Below are 15,621 nucleotides of genomic sequence, written 5' to 3' on the forward strand. Positions count from 1 at the left end.
CGCCCGCCGCCCGCCGCCGAAGTGTCACTTTCTGCGGTTCAACCGAGGAAAGTGCCACTCTCGCGGCGCCGGAACGGCCGGGGAGCCGGCACGGTCGCTGCGCCGGTCCGGTCGGGGAGCCGGCCGCGAGGTCCTAGGCTGGTGAGGTGACAACCTCGACCGAGCTTCCGGCCGACCTGCAGGACGCTCTGCTGGCGGCCGCCCGAGCACCGCGACTGCTGGTCGCCTCGGACTACGACGGCACCATGTCCCCGATCGTGTCGGATCCGGCGGCGGCGTTCCCGAACCCCATCGCCGTCGCCGCCCTGCGTGATCTGGGCCTGCTGCCCGATACCTCCGCCGCCCTGATCTCGGGCCGCCCCCGCGCGGTCCTGGCGCAGTTGTCCGGACTCGACGGTGACGTCGAACTGGTCGGCAGCCACGGATCGGAGTTCGCGGAGGGGTTCGTCCAGGAGATCGACGCCGACCGCGCCTCGCTGCTCGACCGGGTGGTCGCCGACCTCTATCGAGCGGCCGAGTCCGAGCCCGGCGCCACGGTCGAGGTCAAGCCCGCCGGTGCCACCCTGCACGTCCGCAACGTCACGGACGAGGAGCGCGGCGACGTGCTGCTCGACATCGTGCGGATGGGTTCGGCCCAGTGGCCGGGCGTACATCCCACCGAAGGCAAGCGGGTGATCGAACTGTCGGTGATCGACACCGACAAAGGCTACGCGGTCGACGTGCTGCGCGAACGCGTCGGCGCCGATATCGCGATCTTCTTCGGTGACGACGTCACCGACGAGAAGGCGTTCCGGCGGCTGGGATCGGACGATGTCGGCGTGAAGGTCGGTGACGGGGAGACCGCCGCGAACTATCGGGTGGCCTCGGTGGACCAGGTCGCCGAATCGCTCGCTCTGCTGCTCGACGAGCGCCGCGCCGCGATCGGGTCCGCGCAACCGCGCTGAGCGCGGCTTCGGGGACCGGATCCATCGGGTCAGGCGGCCCCGCGCAGGTCGTCCTCGAGGCCGCGCCGCAACGTCCACCGGGTGTCCTCGTCGATGACGGCGTCGATCACCGGGTCGTCGGCGCCCAGGATCCCGAGCACGATATGACCGGTGTCGATGCGATTGTCTTTCAGCCGCAACGCTTCCCGCAGCGACATCTCGAGGGACCTCTTCGCCGTCCGCGCGAACGGGAGGTGCGAGCGGCGGCGCGACCGGGGCGCCGGCCGATCGGCGGCGTCGAAGGTTCCGCCACCGAAGCGCTCGTCGATCGCGCGGCGGATGCGGTCGACGTCGATGCCGATCGCACCGAGCAGGCGCGGATCGTCGGCGTCGACATCGGCGGGGGCGGCCGCCGCGGAGCGCAGGGCCGCGGCGGTCAGACCGGCCTCGCGCAGCCGGTCGACGGTGGCGGTATCGCCCTCGAAGACGGCCAGCAGCAGGTGGATCGGCTCGATGCGCGCGGCGCCGAGCTCCACGGCGATCTCCTGCGCGTCGACGGTCAGGTGTCGGGCATCGGCAGTGAATCGTTCGAACATGCGATCATCCACGCTTTCCGTGTTTCTGGTGCACGGCCTGGCGGCTGACGCCGAGCGGCGAGGCGATGTCCTGCCAGGACCATCCCCGGGCGCGCGCGTTGTCGACCTGGATGACCTCCAGGCGATCGGCGAGTCTGCGCAGCGCTTGTACGGTCCGCAGGCCCTCGGCCGGGTCCTGCGCCGCCGCTGCGGCCGTGAACGTATCGGAATCGGTCACCCCGTCAATCTACGTTGACACCATCGGGGCGTCAACCAAAATTGACACACACCGGCCCGGCCCGGCTAAAGGCAGAGTTCAGGAGTAGGCGGGGATCAGTAGTAGGTCAGCCGCCGACCGCCCGGCACGATTCCCGTGGTCCGCCCCACGATCAGTTTCGCCGGCAGCATCTCGACGCGTTCGACGCCGGAGTGCGACTGCTGCAGGATCATTCGCCCGGCGACCCGCCCCTTCTCCAGGGAGTTCTGCCAGACGGTGGTCACCCCCGCGCGGCGCGCCTCCTCGATACCGTCGAAGCCGCTGACCGACATATCGCCGGGCACCGACAGCCCCGCGACCCGGGCGAATTCGATCGCTCCGAGCGCCAGGACATCCGAGGTGCACAGCAGCGCCGTCGGGGTGGTCGCCCCGGCGCAGATGCGCGCCGCCGCCGCACGCCCACCGGCGACCGAGTTGTCGAAACTCTCGTGGATGACGACGGCGGCCGGATCCATCCCCGCGGCGGCCACCGCATCGAGGATCCCGCCGATACGCTCACGTTGTACGTGGAATTTGGTCTGCGCCAACCGGTTCGGTCCGACCGGACCATCGCTGCGGCCGCGGGCCAGGCGCATGCACAGCACGCCGATCCGCCGATGCCCCAGCTCGAGGAGGTGCTCGGCGGCCGATCGCATCGCGGCGCGATCGTCGATGCCGACCACGCTGGCGCCGGGCACATCTCGCGGCTGGTCGCAGATCACCAGGGGAATACGGCGGTCCTGTGCGGCGGCGACGTGCGGATCGTCGTCGGAGGTCGAGTAGATCACCAGCGCATCGACGGCCGCCTGGCCGATCGTGGTCGCCGCCCGCTCGGCATCCGAGGTGCGGTCGATCGGCAGCAGCAGCAAGCCCTTTCGATCCGCCTCCGCGGACTCGGCGACACCGGCGAGGAAGGAGACCGCGGACGGGTCGCTGAACGCGTAGCCGAGCATCTCGGTCAGCATCACCCCGACGACCCCGGCCCGCCGGGTGCGCAGCGAGCGCGCCAGCGGATTCGGACCCGGATAGCCGTGCCGCTTCGCCGCGCCGAGGATCCGCTCGCGCAGGGCGGGTGAGAGCTGATCGGGGCGGTTGTACGCGTTGGACACCGTGGTCCGCGACACGTTGAGTTCGGCCGCCAGGGTCGCCAAGGTGACGGGGCGACGCGGTTGACTCGACCTCGGCATGAGTAGACGGTAGTAGCCCTCGCGAGATCACAAAAGTCGAGAGGTCTAAAATCGCTAACGGAAACGGTTTCCATTACTGATTATCTCGGGAGGATCGATGCGCACAGCGCGTCATATCGTCGGGCGGCGCGCTCTCGCAGCCCTGTTCACGGTGGGGGCGGTGACCGTCGCGGCGGCCTGCGGATCGAGCTCCGGTTCCTCCGATACCGCCGCCGACAGCGGCACCGGGGACCTGACGATCGTCGCCTCGACCAACGTCTGGGGTGCGGTCGCCGAAGCGGTCGCGGGTGACGGGGTGACCGTCGAGTCGTTGATTCGCGACCCGAGCGCCGATCCGCATTCCTACGAGGCGAGCGCCTCGGACGCCGCGGAGCTGACCGACGCCGATCTGGTGGTCGTCAACGGCGGCGGCTACGACAGCTTCGCGACCAGCTTCGTCGCCGACCGCGACAGCTCCACCGTCGTCGACGTCTCGGCGCTGGTCGCCGGTCAGGCCGGCCACGACGCGGCCTCCGAGAACTCGGGAACGGCCGCCGCCGCGGCGACGACCACCGCCGACGACCACGACCACGACCACGCGAGCGAGACCGCCGGAGCGGACGACCACGCCGAGGACGACCACGCCGGCCACGATCATTCCGACCCGTCGACCAATGAGCACTACTGGTACGACCCGACGATCGTCGCCGCCGTCGCCAACGACATCGCCGACAAGCTCGCGGGCCTCGACGCGGCCGAGGCCGACACCTACCGGGCCAACGCGGCGCAGTTCGTCGACAGCCTCTCCGCGGTGACCGCGCAGCTCGAGTCGATCGCCGCCCGTCACTCCGGCGCGCAGGTCCTGCAGACCGAGCCGGTCGCCACCCGCATGCTGCTCGCCGCCGGACTCGACGATGTGACCCCGGGCGAGTTCCAGAACGCGATCGAGGACGGCTCCGACCCGTCGGCCGCCTCGCTGGCGGAGACCGAGGCCCTCGCGTCGTCGCCCGATGTGCGCGCGCTGGTATACAACACCCAGACCACCGACGCGGTCACCACCCGCATCCGCAGCACCGCCGAGGCCGCCGGCCTGCCGATCGTCGAGGTGACCGAGACCCTGCCCGACGGCGTCAGCTTCGTCGACTGGCAGCTCGCGGCCGCCACCGCGTTGGGCAATGCCCTCGACACCGAACGGTGAACCGACTGACATGAGCGCGATCGAGTTGACCGATGCCGCCCTCGCCTACGGGCATCGGACTCTCTGGCACGACCTGAACGTCGCCGTCGAACCCGGCGAATTTGTTGCGGTGCTCGGGCCGAACGGCAGCGGCAAGACCTCGCTGCTGCGCGTCCTGCTCGGCGAGAAGGACCTCGCCTCGGGCACCGCGGCGATCGACGGCGCCCCGGTCGGGGTGGGCAATCCGCGGGTCGGCTACGTCCCGCAGCAGCGCCCGCTCGACCCGCAGACGCCGCTGCGGGGCCGGGATCTGCTGGGGCTGGCCTGGGACGGCCACCGTTGGGGCATCGGTCTGCGCGGACGCAGGCGCCGGCGCGCGGAGGTCGACGCCGCGATCGCCCGGATCGACGCCGGCTCCTTCGCCGACGCCCCGGTGGGCACGCTCTCCGGCGGCGAACTCCAACGCCTGCGGGTCGCCGGCGCCCTGATCGGCGACCCGTCGGTGCTGCTCTGCGACGAGCCGCTGCTGAGCCTGGACCCGGCCAACCAGGAACGGGTGATCGAGCTGATCGATCGCCGCCGGCGCAGCGACGGGACGGCGGTGCTCTTCGTCACCCACGAGATCAATCCGATCCTGCCGGTGGTCGACAGGGTGCTCTATCTGGCCAACGGCCAGTTCCGGATCGGCCCGCCGCGCGAGGTGATCACCTCCGAGGTGCTCAGCGAGCTGTACCACACCGATGTCGAGGTGCTCGACGTGCGCGGCCGGCTGATCGTCGTCGGCACCGGCGACAACATCGACGTACTCGGCTCCTCGGGCCACCACCATCACCACGAACCGTCCACCGAGGAATCCACCCGATGAACCAACGACTGCAGGACATGCTGTCGAGCTTCGGCGACGTCCAGGCGACGATCGACCTGTTGCAGTACGACTTCGTGCGCAGTGCGCTGCTCGCCGCGGCGGTCCTGGCGCTGGTGGCGGGCGTCCTCGGCCCACTGATCGTCAGCCGCCAGTGGTCGTTCGCGGTGCACGGCTCGAGCGAGCTGTCGCTGACCGGCGCTTCGGCGGCGCTGCTGCTCGGTGTCGCGGTCGGCCCGGGCGCGATCGTCGGTTCGGTGCTCGCCGCCGTCGTCTTCGCGCTGCTGGGCAATCGGGCCCGCGAACGCGACTCGACGATCGGCGTGATCATGTCGTTCGGGCTCGGACTGTCGGTGCTGTTCCTGTGGCTCTACCCGGGCCGCACCGGGACGAGCTTCTCGCTGCTGGTCGGCCAGATCGTCGGGGTCGGCACCAGCGAGCTGACGTCGTTGATCGTCGCGGCGACGATCGTGCTGATCGTCTCGGTGTTCATCTACCGGCCGCTGCTCTACGCGAGCACCGACCCGGAGGTCGCCGCCGCCCGCGGTGTGCCGGTCCGCAGCCTGGGGCTGGTCTTCGCGGTGCTGGTCGGCGTGGCCTGCGCGCTCGGCGTGCAGATCGTCGGGGCGCTGCTGGTGCTGTCGTTGCTGATCACCCCGGCCGCCGCCGCGGCGCGGCTGACCGCCGACCCGGTGCGCACCACGATCCTGGCGATCATCTTCGCCGAGGTCGCGGCCGTCGGCGGCATCCTGTTGTCGCTCGCGCCCGGCGTTCCGGTCTCGACCTTCGTCACCACCATCTCGTTCCTGATCTACCTGATCTGCCGGATGGTCGGACCGCGGCTGATGAATCGGCGGCGGGATCCGGTCGCCGCCGTGCCGGTAAAGGGGTGACGTTCCGGCCGGTCCCAACCCGCTAAGCTCTGGCAACACTTCTACGGAGTCGCGGGACGTGAGGAGACATGCGGTGGACGAGCTCGCCCCCGGCACGGTCTTCGCGGGCTTCACCATCGAACAGTCGCTCGGCGTGGGTGGCATGGGCACGGTCTATCTGGCCCGCCACCCGCGCATCCCGCGCAAGGTCGCGCTCAAGCTGCTGCATCGTTCGCTGACCGACGACGACTACGCGCGCACCCTCTTCGAACGCGAAGCCGATCACGCGGCCCGCCTCGACCACCCGAATATCGTCGCGGTCCTCGATCGCGGCAACGAGTCCGGCCAGCTGTGGATCGCGATGCAGTATGTCGACGGCATCAACGCGGCCGCGGCGGTCCGGGACGAACCGATGGATCCGCAGCGGGCGGTCGAGGTGATCCGGGACATCGCCTCGGCGCTCGACTACGCCCACGAGCAGGGCGTCCTGCACCGCGACGTCAAGCCGGCGAATATCCTGCTCGAACAGACCCGATCGGCTCGCCCCGGCCGGGTGCTGCTCGCCGACTTCGGTATCGCGAAGGCCCTCACCGAGACCAACCAGCACACGAAGACCGGGATGCTGGTCGCCAGCCTGCAGTACGCCGCGCCCGAACAGTTCGAGGCCGCGCAGCTGGACCGTCGGGCGGATGTCTATTCGCTCGGGTGCACGCTGTTTCACCTGCTGACCGGTCGGCCGCCGTATCCCGGGTCGGCGCTGCCGAAACTGATGAACGCTCACCTGCACGGGTCGATCCCGGCGCCGAGTTACTTCGGGGTGGGCGTGCCCGTTCCCTTCGACCGGGTGATCGAACACGCCCTGGCCAAGAAGCGGACCGATCGTTTCGACAGCGCGTCCGAGCTCGCCCGAGCCGCCGCGGCCGCCCTGGTACCGGCGACCGCCCCGGCGCCGGCCCCGCCGATCTCGGCGCCCTTCCCGGTCATGCCGACCACCCCCGCCCTGCCGAACAGCCCAGCAGTGCCGAACACCCCGCCGATGCCCAACACGTCCGTGCCGTCGACGCAGGTAGCATCCACCGCTGCGGTGCAGCCGATTCCGCCTAACCGATTCGCCGACCACGGGGTCGATCCGACCACGGTGGTCACCGTCAACGGTCTGCCGGCGGCCGCGTCTTCGCCGGTGCCGACCGGCGGGCGGGGTCGGCGTCTGGGCGCGGTGGCGGCAGCGGCGCTGGTGGTACTCGCCGTCATCGCCGGCGCGGTCTGGTTCATGAACCGGTCGGGCGGCACCGAGGAGCCTCCGGCGGTCGCCTCGACGTCGCTCCAGGGCGCGGACGGCGCCACCTATACCGTCGCCGGCGACATACTCGACAAGTACGACTCGTTGACCGACGCCCAGCGCGCGGATCTCGGCCTGCCGATGTCCGACGAGAAGGCGAATCCCGACGGGATATTCCAGTGGTTCGTCGGTGGCGTCATCATCCGGCAAACGGGCCGGGAGGCCCACGTCGTGTGGGGGGAGATCCGCAACAGATGGAACGAACTGGGTGGCAGCCAGGGGGAACTCGGCTATCCGACCAGCGACGAACTCGACATCGGCGGGGCGAAGGTGTCGACGTTCGAACGCGGCACGGTGACCTTCGCGAACGGCGAAACAACCGTCGATACGTGGGGACGGTGATCCGTTGATCGCGGCGCTGCGATCGGCCCGCGCGCCGCGGGGCCGATCGCGGCCCGCGGACCACCGATCGTCAACACAGCGGCAACTCGGATTTTCCCGGGCAGATACCTGCCGCTTGCCGATTCCGGGAACACTCTGCGCGTGCGAGTAGCCATCGTCGCCGAGTCGTTCCTGCCGACCGTCAACGGCGTCGCGAATTCCGTGGTGCGAATTCTCGACGCCCTCGAGCGTCGCGGCCATGAAGCGCTCGTCGTTGCCCCGGATACCCCGTCCGGGCTGCCCCCGGCGGATCGGGAGTACCGCGGGGTACCGGTCGTGCGATGCCGCGCGACGATGGTGCCGAAGGTGTCCTCGCTGCCGGTCGCGGTGCCGCCGCGCAATCTGCCGGCGATCATCCGCCGCTTCGAGCCCGACGTCGTCCACGCGGCCTCGCCGTTCGTGCTCGGTGCGGCGGGCGTGCTGATCGCCCACCGACAGCGTATTCCGACGATCGCGGTCTACCAGACCGACGTCGCCGGCTTCGCGGAGAGCTACGGTCTGGGCACCGCGGGGTGGGCCGCCTGGCGGTGGACCGCCTATGTGCACCGCCGCGCCACCCGCACCCTGGCGCCGTCGACCACCGCGCTCGACGCGTTGATCCGCAACGGCATCCCCAACAGCCACCGCTGGGCCGAGGGGGTCGATTCGACGCTCTTCCGCCCCTCGGCCCGCTCTCCCGAACTGCTCGAGCGTTTCGGCCGTCGGTCCGGCAAGCTCGTGGTCGGCTTCGTCGGCCGGCTCGCCCCGGAGAAGCATGTCGAACGGCTCCGGCCGCTCGCCGACGATCCGTCGATCCAGTTGGTGATCGTCGGTGACGGGCCCGAACGCGCCCGGCTCGAACGCGAGCTGCCGACCGCGCTGTTCATGGGCCAGTTGCTCGGCGAGGATCTCGCCGCCGCCTACGCGTCCTTCGACGTCTTCGTGCACCCGGGCGAGCACGAGACCTACTGCCAGACCGTGCAGGAAGCGCTGTCGTCCGGGGTGCCGGTGATCGCGCCGGACGCCGGTGGCCCGCGGGATCTGGTCACCCACTGCCGCGACGGGTTCCTGCTGCCGGTCGACCGCTTCGAGCAGCTGCTGCCCGCCACGGTGGCCGGTCTGGCCGACCCGGCGGTGCGGGAACGATTGGGCGGCGCGGCCCGGCGCAGCGTGCTGCCGCGCACCTGGCCCGCGGTCTGCGACGAATTGCTCGACCACTACCAGGAGGTGCGGGCCCTGCCGGTCCGCCGTCGTCGCGCCGCCTGATCGATCGCCGCCCCGGCGGGGGTTCAGCCGCGTCGCTGCCGGGCGATCTCCGAGAGGACAACCCCGGCGGCGACCGAGGCGTTGAGCGACTCGGTGGGGCCGACCATCGGGATCGACACGATGCTGTCGCAGGTTTCACCGACCAGTCGGGACAGGCCCTTGCCCTCGGAGCCGACCACGACCACCGTCGGGGTGGAGGCGTCGAGTTCGTCGATGGTGATGTCCCCGCCGGCGTCGAGGCCGACGACCTGGAAGCCCTTGCGCTGCCAGTCGACCAGCGTGCGGGTCAGGTTGGTCGCCCGGGCGATCGGCACGCGGGCGGCGGCGCCGGCGCTGGTGCGCCAGGTGACCGCGGTGACGCTCGCGCTGCGGCGCTGCGGGATGACCACCCCGTCGCCGCCGAACGCGGCCACCGAGCGCACGATGGCGCCGAGGTTGCGGGGATCGGAGATATTGTCCAGCGCGACCAGCAGCCCCGGAGAGCGGCTGTCGAGGGCGCGCTGGAGCAGGTCGTCGGGATGCGCGTAGCGGTACGGCGGGATCTGCAGGGCCACACCCTGGTGCAGTCCGCCGTTCGCCAGCCGATCGAGCTCGTTGCGGGAGACCTCGAGGATCGACATCCCGGCATCGGCGGCCATCCGCACGCTGTCGGTCAGCCGTTCGTCGCTCTCGGTGCCCAGCGCGACGTAGAGCGCCGTTGCCGGCACGCCCGCACGTAGGCATTCGACCACCGGGTTGCGTCCGAGGACCAACTCGGGGGCGTCGTCGTCGCGACGGCCCGCGGGCCGGCCGGGGCGCGGGCGCTGGTCGCCGGCCTGGGCGCGCGCCTTTCGGTACGCCGGATGGTTGGGCCGATCCTTGGCGGCCGGGGTCGCGCCGCGACCCTCCAGACCGCGGCGACGCTGGCCGCCGGAGCCGACGACACTGCCCTTCTTGGTGCCGTCCTTGCGGATGGCGCCCTTGCGATTCGAATTACCCGCCATCACCCACGCTCCCGCAACGACCACTTGGCGCCATCCGCGGTGTCGGTGATCTCGACGCCGGCACGTTCGAGCCGCGCTCGAATGTGATCCGCGGTGGCGTAGTCCTTTTCGGCGCGAGCCTTCGCCCGCGCGGCCAGATCGTCGGCGATCAACCGGTCCAAGCTGGCCATCTCGGCCGAGTTACCCTGCTGCCGCGGCCAATTGGGCGCGAGCGGATCGACTCCGAGGACTGCGATCATCGTCCGTACCTCGGAGGCGGCCTCCAGCGCACCGGAGGTATCGCCGGCGTCGAGCAGCCGGTTGCCGTCGCGGCGGCGGGTGTGAATCTCCGCCAGGGCCCGCGGGACGGCGAGGTCGTCGTCCATGGCGGCCCGGAATCCCGGTGTCACATCGGACAGTTCGATGTCGCCGACCTGCTCGGTCACCCGGAGCAGGAACGATTCGATGCTCTGGAAGGCCTCGGCCGACTCGCGCAGCGCCTCCGGAGAGTATTCGAGCATCGACCGGTAGTGGGCGCTGCCGAGGTAGTAGCGCAACTCCTGCGGCCGCACCATCTGCAGCACATTCGGCACCGACGCGACGTTGCCGATCGACTTCGACATCTTCTCGCCGCTCATCGTGACCCAGCCGTTGTGCAGCCAGAATCGCGCGAAGGGATCGCCGGCGGCGGTCGACTGGGCGACCTCGTTCTCGTGGTGCGGGAACAGCAGGTCCAGGCCGCCGCAGTGGATGTCGAACTCGGGGCCGAGGTAGGTGCGCGACATCGCCGAGCACTCGATATGCCAGCCCGGGCGGCCGGGGCCCCAGGGCGAGGGCCAGAACGGCTCGCCGGGCTTGGCGCCCTTCCACAGGGTGAAGTCCCGCGCATCGCGCTTGCCGACGCCCGCGCTCTCGCCCTGGTGGACGTCGTCGATGCGGTGACCGGAGAGGCTGCCGTAGGCGGGCCAGGACAGCACGTCGAAGTAGACGTCGCCGGCCGCGGCGTAGGCGTGCCCGGAGTCGATCAGCCGGGCGATCAGCTCGAGGATCTGCGTGATGTGCCCGGTCGCGCGCGGTTCGACCGACGCCGGCAGCACCCCGAGGGTGTCGTAGGCGTGGGTGAACGCGCGCTCGTAGGTGGCGGCCCACTCCCACCACGGCCGACCGTTCTCGGCCGCCTTGGTCAGGATCTTGTCGTCGATGTCGGTGACATTGCGCACGAAGGCGACGTCGAGGCCCCCGGCGTGCAGCCACCGACGCAGGATGTCGAAGACGACCGCCGAACGCAGGTGGCCGATATGCGGATCGGCCTGCACGGTGGCGCCACACAGGTACACCGAGGCATGACCGGCCACGCGAGGGATGAACTCGCGTAACTCTCCGCTCCCGGTGTCGAACAAGTGCAACGTCACGACGGGTGAGTCTACAGTTGCGCCGGTTGCTCGATGACCAGCGCGGTGGCCATCGCGGCGATGCCCTCGCCGCGGCCGGTGAGCCCCAGTCCGTCGGTGGTGGTGGCCGAGACCGAGACCGGCGCGCCGAGGGCCTCGGTCAGCACCGCCTGGGCCTCGCTGCGGCGCGGGCCGATCCGGGGCCGGTTGCCGATGACCTGTACCGCGGCGTTGAGCACCCGGTAGCCGGCCGATTCGACCAGCCGCCGCGTCTCGCCGAGCATCTCGACGCCGGTGACGCCCTTCCATTCCGGGCGGTCGACGCCGAAGACCGAGCCGACGTCGCCGAGGCCGGCCGCCGACAGGGCGGCGTCGCACAACGCATGGGCGGCGACGTCACCGTCGGAATGCCCGACGCAGCCGGGCTCGCCCGGGAATTCCAACCCGACCAGCCGGCAGGGCCGATCCCGGTCCACTCGATGTACATCGGTTCCTATGCCCACGCGCACGTGTCACTCCCGGGGTTGTTGCCGACAGACATGTTCAGACGGGAGTCGACGCCGGCTTCCACAGGCCCCGCTCCACGAGTGATTGTGCCAATACAAGATCGATCGGCGTAGTGATCTTGAACGCCAGCGGGTCGCCCGGCACGACGTGAACGGCGACACCGAGGCGTTCGACCAGGGTCGCGTCGTCCGTGGCATCGGCCGCACCGGACGCGTGGGCGGCGGCCAGCAGGTCGGCGGCGAAGGCTTGGGGGGTTTGAATGGCGCGCAGCTGCGCGCGTGGGGGCGTTCCGGTGACGACGCCCGCGGGATCGACGGTCTTGATCGTGTCGGTGACGGGGAGTCCGGGGATGACCGCCCGGGCACCGTCGACGGCGGTGGTGACCACTCGCCGGATCAGATCGGGCGGGGTCAGGGCGCGTGCCGCGTCGTGCACGATGATCACATCGGCCGCGCCGGCCGCGGCGAGCCCGTTGCGCACCGAATCGTGCCGTTCGGTGCCACCGGAGACGACGGTGATCGTCTCCGGCAGCAGCGATCGGGCTCTGTCGATCAGGTCGGCCGGGGCCGCCACGATCACGATGTCGACGCATCCCGATTCGAGCAGTCCGTCGACCGACCACTCCAATAGGGTCCTACCGGCCAAAGGCACGAATGCCTTCGGCCCGGCACCCAGCCGGGTGCCACCTCCGGCCGCGGGAACGAGGGCCGCGACCGTTGTCCGTCCGGGCATCCCGCGTCAGGACGCGGGGACCAGGACCTCGTCCAGGATCAGTTCGGCGGCGGCGTCGTCGGTGCTCTCGGCGAGCGCCAGTTCGCCGACCAGAACCTGGCGAGCCTTCGCCAGCATGCGCTTCTCACCCGCGGACAGTCCGCGGTCCTGCTCGCGACGCCAGAGGTCGCGAACGACCTCGGCGACCTTGTTCACGTCGCCGGAGGCCAACTTCTCGAGGTTCGCCTTGTAGCGGCGGGACCAGTTGGTCGGCTCCTCGGTATGCGGTGCGCGCAGCACCTCGAAAACCTTGTCCAAACCTTCTCGATCGACCACGTCGCGTACGCCGACGTATTCCGCGTTCGCGGCAGGCACTCGGACGGTCAGGTCGCCCTGTGCAACCTTCAGGACCAGGTATTCCTTCTGCTCGCCCTTGATCGTGCGAGTCTCGATTGCTTCGATCAGCGCCGCTCCGTGGTGGGGGTAAACGACGGTGTCTCCGACCTTGAAAATCATATGTCCCGTGCCCCTTTCGATAGGGTCAGTTTAACACGCACAGTTTCCGGGCGGCCGACCAACAGCGCAGGTCAGGGGCACCGCGGAGCCCAACAAGGGGGTTGACAGCCCGGGGGATCCATGCTGCGGAACCCAATCGACCGGGCAGCCGGACACCTGCCGAAACGGCGATTTCCGTTTCGCTCCACCACATCCCGGCGCACGGCGACCCTCCCCCACCGCACCGGTGGCCGGGCCGACCCGAGCGCCCGCACATCGGGCCTCGATGACCTGCGCGGAATACGCGTCCACCGGATTCGAAGTCACGGATTTCGGACCACCTCGTGCACCCAGATCCGGGCACTACTACTCTGCGTGGTACACGTACCCGGCACTTTCCGGAACGGCCGCCGCGATGGAGGAAGCCAGTGACCGTATCCCGCCCCGCACCTCGACGGGCGTCGACAGCGAAGAGTTATCGCCACATCCTCGCGACAACCGGACCGCGCATCGTGCTGGCTCTCAGCGCCGGCGCGTTGCTCGCCGGTTGCGGCGCGGGTCAGATCACCCAGACCGCCAACCAGCTCCCGGCGGTCAACGGGGCCGAGTTCAGCGACTCCGATATCGCACTGCGCAATGTGCACATCGTGCTGACCGCGGCCGAGCCGATCGTCCCGGCCGACGAGGAAACCACCTCGGCGACGACCACCTCGGAGACGACAACCGAGGCGGAACCGACCACCACGGAGGCCGGCACCGACGAGACGGCGACGACCACGTCCGCCGCGCCGGCCGCCGCCGGCCAGCTGTTGGTGTTCACCGCGGTCAACCAGGCCACGGACACCACCGACCGCCTGGTGACGATCGAGACCGACGCCGCCGACCAGGTCGTCATCTCGCCGCCGTCGGGTGACGCCCTCGAGCTGCGCCCGCAGGCTTCGCTGACCACCCAGAGCAACTCCGGCACCGGCGCCGCCCTCGCGGCGAGCACCGAGGGTTCGGCCGAGGCGAGCAGCCCCGTCACGGTGACCCTGGTGGGCACCACCGACGCCGTGCGGCCCGGCCTGACCGTTCCGGTGACGTTCGTCTTCGAGCGCGCCGGCGCCCTCGAGGTCAACGTTCCGGTCGACGGCGGCCCGCTGCTCGAACGCAACGAGGACGCCATCCTCGAGGATCACGGACCGCTCAGCGGACCGAACGCCGGAGGCGGCCACTGATCTCGCCGGGGCGAGCAGCGGTCGTCCGCTCCTCGCCCCGGCGGTGACCACACGAAAAGGCTCGGGTCGGCAATGCCGACCCGAGCCTTTCGTTTCGCCCGATGACCTCGTACGAGACGGGGTGATCTCAGAGGCGCAGCTGGCCCTCGATCTTGGTGAGCTGGTAGCGGGCCATCGCCAGGTTGGCGCGCGCCCGCGAGAGCACGAGGTACAGGAAGACGCTCGGGTCGGCCTCGGTCACCCGGATGATGTGGAACTGCTTGCCCAGGGTGATCAGGATGTCCTCGACGGACTCGTTGAGCTCGAGCTCGCTGATCGTGCGCAGCTTGGCCTGAACGACCGAGCTGTTACCGGCGGCGGCGATGCTCAGATCGAAGCCGGGGTCGCCACCAACAGCCATCGCCATGCCGCTCTTGGAGTCGACGATCGCGAATCCGAGGGCACCTTCGATGCCGAGGGCCTTGTTGGTCGCGTCGTGGTAGTTGCTCATCGGTAGGGTCACTTTCTCCGGGTTCGTTGGGTCTTCATCGGTCGTGCTCGTCTCCGGCGGCGCCGGAGGCGTTTGGATACGGCTCGTCTCCGCGGTCGGAGACGTCCGTTCGAGGTCGGAGTTGTCGCGCAGCACGTCGTTGTCGAGCAGGACGTCGTCCCGCAGCACGTCGCGCGCGACGTTGTCCCGCGCGACGCCGTCGTCCGGTAGGACGTCGTTGTCCAACAGCATGTTGTTGTCGAGCAGCACGCCGTTGTCGACCAGGACGTGGTTGGCCGGCGAGACGTCGTTGTCCAACAACCTGTCGTTGTCCAACAACCTGTCGTTGTCGATCAGGACGTCGTTGTCGAGCAGGACGTCGTCGTCGCGCAACCTGGTGGTGTCGCGCAGCGCGTTGTCGATCAACTCCGCACCGGATGTGGCCGCATCCTCGTCCGCCCCGAGAGGACGAAGATCCGCGTTGTCGGGGTCGCCGACGATTTCCGGCAGGAATCTGCGGGAATCCGGGATGACCGGGTCCCCACCCCTGCGAGCCGGTGGCGGTTCGATGGCCGCCGGCGCAAGCGCACGAGGCGCCCGAACCGATGGCAGCGACGGGTGGTCCGTGGCGACCGGGTAGCGCGGGCCACGGCTTCGTCCCGGCGGCGTGAGCACGGTTTCCCGTGCCGCGGGAATCGGATTGCGCAGGATCGGAATCTGATCCTCCGCCTCGGTGCGCAACGCATGCCGCGCCGGCCGAGCGGTACGGCGACCGTCCCCGACCGACCCGTTCGTGGGCTGCACGGACGAGCCGTTCACCCGCAGCGCTGCCGCCGCGATCCCCTCCTCCGCCTGAGGCTGCCGCCGCGGCAGCGGAGGTCGACTCGTGTCGTCGACCTCCTGCAGGGTTCGCTTCCGGTTCTCAGGACCGTCGTTATGGTCGACAATGGCGGCATTTGCCACATTGAACCGCTCTTCGTCTCCCGATTTCCGCCACCAAGCCACGAGGCATCTTCACATACTTCCTCAGGTTTGGTCAAAGGCAGGGTTCAGCGACCCCAGCAAAGGAAGTT

Annotated in this window: 16 protein-coding genes; 7 read left to right on the top strand and 9 right to left on the bottom strand. The window is 70.0% G+C overall.

What is annotated here, in order from left to right:
- Positions 1-146: 146 nt before the first annotated feature.
- On the top strand, positions 147-944 hold the full coding sequence (gene otsB, locus MB1_RS21170) for a trehalose-phosphatase (protein WP_066912352.1): 798 nt from the start codon (positions 147-149) through the stop codon (positions 942-944).
- 29 nt (positions 945-973) lie between these two features.
- Here the strand turns inward: otsB and MB1_RS21175 are convergent, their stop codons facing one another.
- The 3 genes from MB1_RS21175 to MB1_RS21185 form a co-directional block, all read right to left on the bottom strand.
- The gene (locus tag MB1_RS21175) at positions 974-1,519 is read right to left on the bottom strand and encodes a Clp protease N-terminal domain-containing protein (protein WP_066912355.1); all 546 of its coding nucleotides are present in this window, start codon (positions 1,517-1,519) and stop codon (positions 974-976) included.
- A 4-nt stretch (positions 1,520-1,523) separates the two neighbouring features.
- A complete protein-coding gene (locus MB1_RS21180) occupies positions 1,524-1,736 on the bottom strand; it encodes a hypothetical protein (protein WP_066912358.1) in 213 nt (70 codons plus the stop codon).
- A 95-nt stretch (positions 1,737-1,831) separates the two neighbouring features.
- Positions 1,832-2,941 (bottom strand): LacI family DNA-binding transcriptional regulator, encoded by a 1,110-nt coding sequence (locus MB1_RS21185; protein WP_066912362.1) that lies wholly within the window; start codon positions 2,939-2,941, stop codon positions 1,832-1,834.
- A gap of 97 nt (positions 2,942-3,038) precedes the next feature.
- Between MB1_RS21185 and MB1_RS21190 the strand changes: the two genes are divergently transcribed.
- The 5 genes from MB1_RS21190 to MB1_RS21210 all read left to right on the top strand — a co-directional run bounded on the left by MB1_RS21190 (position 3,039) and on the right by MB1_RS21210 (position 8,796).
- The gene (locus tag MB1_RS21190) at positions 3,039-4,118 is read left to right on the top strand and encodes a metal ABC transporter solute-binding protein, Zn/Mn family (protein WP_066912365.1); all 1,080 of its coding nucleotides are present in this window, start codon (positions 3,039-3,041) and stop codon (positions 4,116-4,118) included.
- A 10-nt stretch (positions 4,119-4,128) separates the two neighbouring features.
- Positions 4,129-4,962 carry a metal ABC transporter ATP-binding protein gene (locus tag MB1_RS21195; RefSeq protein ID WP_066912368.1) on the top strand — a complete coding sequence of 278 codons (834 nt, stop codon included), beginning with the start codon at positions 4,129-4,131 and terminating at the stop codon, positions 4,960-4,962.
- Complete coding sequence (locus MB1_RS21200; RefSeq protein ID WP_066912371.1) at positions 4,959-5,852, top strand: metal ABC transporter permease; 894 nt, start codon at positions 4,959-4,961, stop codon at positions 5,850-5,852. The genes MB1_RS21195 and MB1_RS21200 overlap by 4 nt, the downstream gene beginning before the upstream one ends.
- A 73-nt stretch (positions 5,853-5,925) precedes the next feature.
- Positions 5,926-7,512 (top strand): protein kinase domain-containing protein, encoded by a 1,587-nt coding sequence (locus MB1_RS21205; RefSeq protein WP_066912374.1) that lies wholly within the window; start codon positions 5,926-5,928, stop codon positions 7,510-7,512.
- A gap of 141 nt (positions 7,513-7,653) precedes the next feature.
- A complete protein-coding gene (locus MB1_RS21210; protein WP_066912377.1) occupies positions 7,654-8,796 on the top strand; it encodes a glycosyltransferase family 4 protein in 1,143 nt (380 codons plus the stop codon).
- A gap of 23 nt (positions 8,797-8,819) precedes the next feature.
- Here the strand turns inward: MB1_RS21210 and rlmB are convergent, their stop codons facing one another.
- From rlmB to MB1_RS21235, 5 genes are read right to left on the bottom strand one after another with little or no spacing between them, the layout of a single operon-like run.
- The gene (rlmB, locus tag MB1_RS21215; RefSeq protein WP_066912572.1) at positions 8,820-9,779 is read right to left on the bottom strand and encodes a 23S rRNA (guanosine(2251)-2'-O)-methyltransferase RlmB; all 960 of its coding nucleotides are present in this window, start codon (positions 9,777-9,779) and stop codon (positions 8,820-8,822) included.
- Positions 9,779-11,170: a cysteine--tRNA ligase gene (gene cysS, locus MB1_RS21220; RefSeq protein WP_066912381.1), complete on the bottom strand. Its 1,392-nt coding sequence runs from the start codon at positions 11,168-11,170 to the stop codon at positions 9,779-9,781. The genes rlmB and cysS overlap by 1 nt, the downstream gene beginning before the upstream one ends.
- An 11-nt stretch (positions 11,171-11,181) precedes the next feature.
- Positions 11,182-11,658: a 2-C-methyl-D-erythritol 2,4-cyclodiphosphate synthase gene (ispF, locus tag MB1_RS26355; protein ID WP_066912384.1), complete on the bottom strand. Its 477-nt coding sequence runs from the start codon at positions 11,656-11,658 to the stop codon at positions 11,182-11,184.
- Between the two features lie 34 nt (positions 11,659-11,692).
- Positions 11,693-12,388: a 2-C-methyl-D-erythritol 4-phosphate cytidylyltransferase gene (gene ispD / locus MB1_RS21230; RefSeq protein ID WP_066912386.1), complete on the bottom strand. Its 696-nt coding sequence runs from the start codon at positions 12,386-12,388 to the stop codon at positions 11,693-11,695.
- A 6-nt stretch (positions 12,389-12,394) separates the two neighbouring features.
- Entirely contained in the window at positions 12,395-12,883 is a 489-nt protein-coding gene (locus tag MB1_RS21235) for a CarD family transcriptional regulator (protein ID WP_066912389.1), read from the bottom strand.
- A gap of 407 nt (positions 12,884-13,290) precedes the next feature.
- Between MB1_RS21235 and MB1_RS25785 the strand changes: the two genes are divergently transcribed.
- Positions 13,291-14,079 carry a copper chaperone PCu(A)C domain-containing protein gene (locus MB1_RS25785; protein WP_157084233.1) on the top strand — a complete coding sequence of 263 codons (789 nt, stop codon included), beginning with the start codon at positions 13,291-13,293 and terminating at the stop codon, positions 14,077-14,079.
- Positions 14,080-14,206: 127 nt separating this feature from the next.
- Here MB1_RS25785 and MB1_RS26990 read toward each other — a convergent pair whose 3' ends face one another.
- Complete coding sequence (locus tag MB1_RS26990; protein WP_369406881.1) at positions 14,207-14,974, bottom strand: roadblock/LC7 domain-containing protein; 768 nt, start codon at positions 14,972-14,974, stop codon at positions 14,207-14,209.
- Positions 14,975-15,621 lie beyond the last annotated feature (647 nt).

The organism is Millisia brevis NBRC 105863 (genome assembly GCF_001552615.1).
GTDB lineage: Bacteria > Actinomycetota > Actinomycetes > Mycobacteriales > Mycobacteriaceae > Millisia > Millisia brevis.

Bases quoted from the DNA above. Each gene is read 5' to 3' on its own strand.
- MB1_RS21175 (WP_066912355.1), bottom strand. From the start codon at position 1,519: ATGTTCGAACGATTCACTGCCGATGCCCGACACCTGACCGTCGACGCG.
- MB1_RS21185 (WP_066912362.1), bottom strand. From the start codon at position 2,941: ATGCCGAGGTCGAGTCAACCGCGTCGCCCCGTCACCTTGGCGACCCTG.
- MB1_RS21190 (WP_066912365.1), top strand. From the start codon at position 3,039: ATGCGCACAGCGCGTCATATCGTCGGGCGGCGCGCTCTCGCAGCCCTG.
- MB1_RS21195 (WP_066912368.1), top strand. From the start codon at position 4,129: ATGAGCGCGATCGAGTTGACCGATGCCGCCCTCGCCTACGGGCATCGG.
- MB1_RS21200 (WP_066912371.1), top strand. From the start codon at position 4,959: ATGAACCAACGACTGCAGGACATGCTGTCGAGCTTCGGCGACGTCCAG.
- rlmB (WP_066912572.1), bottom strand. From the start codon at position 9,779: ATGGCGGGTAATTCGAATCGCAAGGGCGCCATCCGCAAGGACGGCACC.
- ispD (WP_066912386.1), bottom strand. From the start codon at position 12,388: ATGCCCGGACGGACAACGGTCGCGGCCCTCGTTCCCGCGGCCGGAGGT.
- MB1_RS21235 (WP_066912389.1), bottom strand. From the start codon at position 12,883: ATGATTTTCAAGGTCGGAGACACCGTCGTTTACCCCCACCACGGAGCG.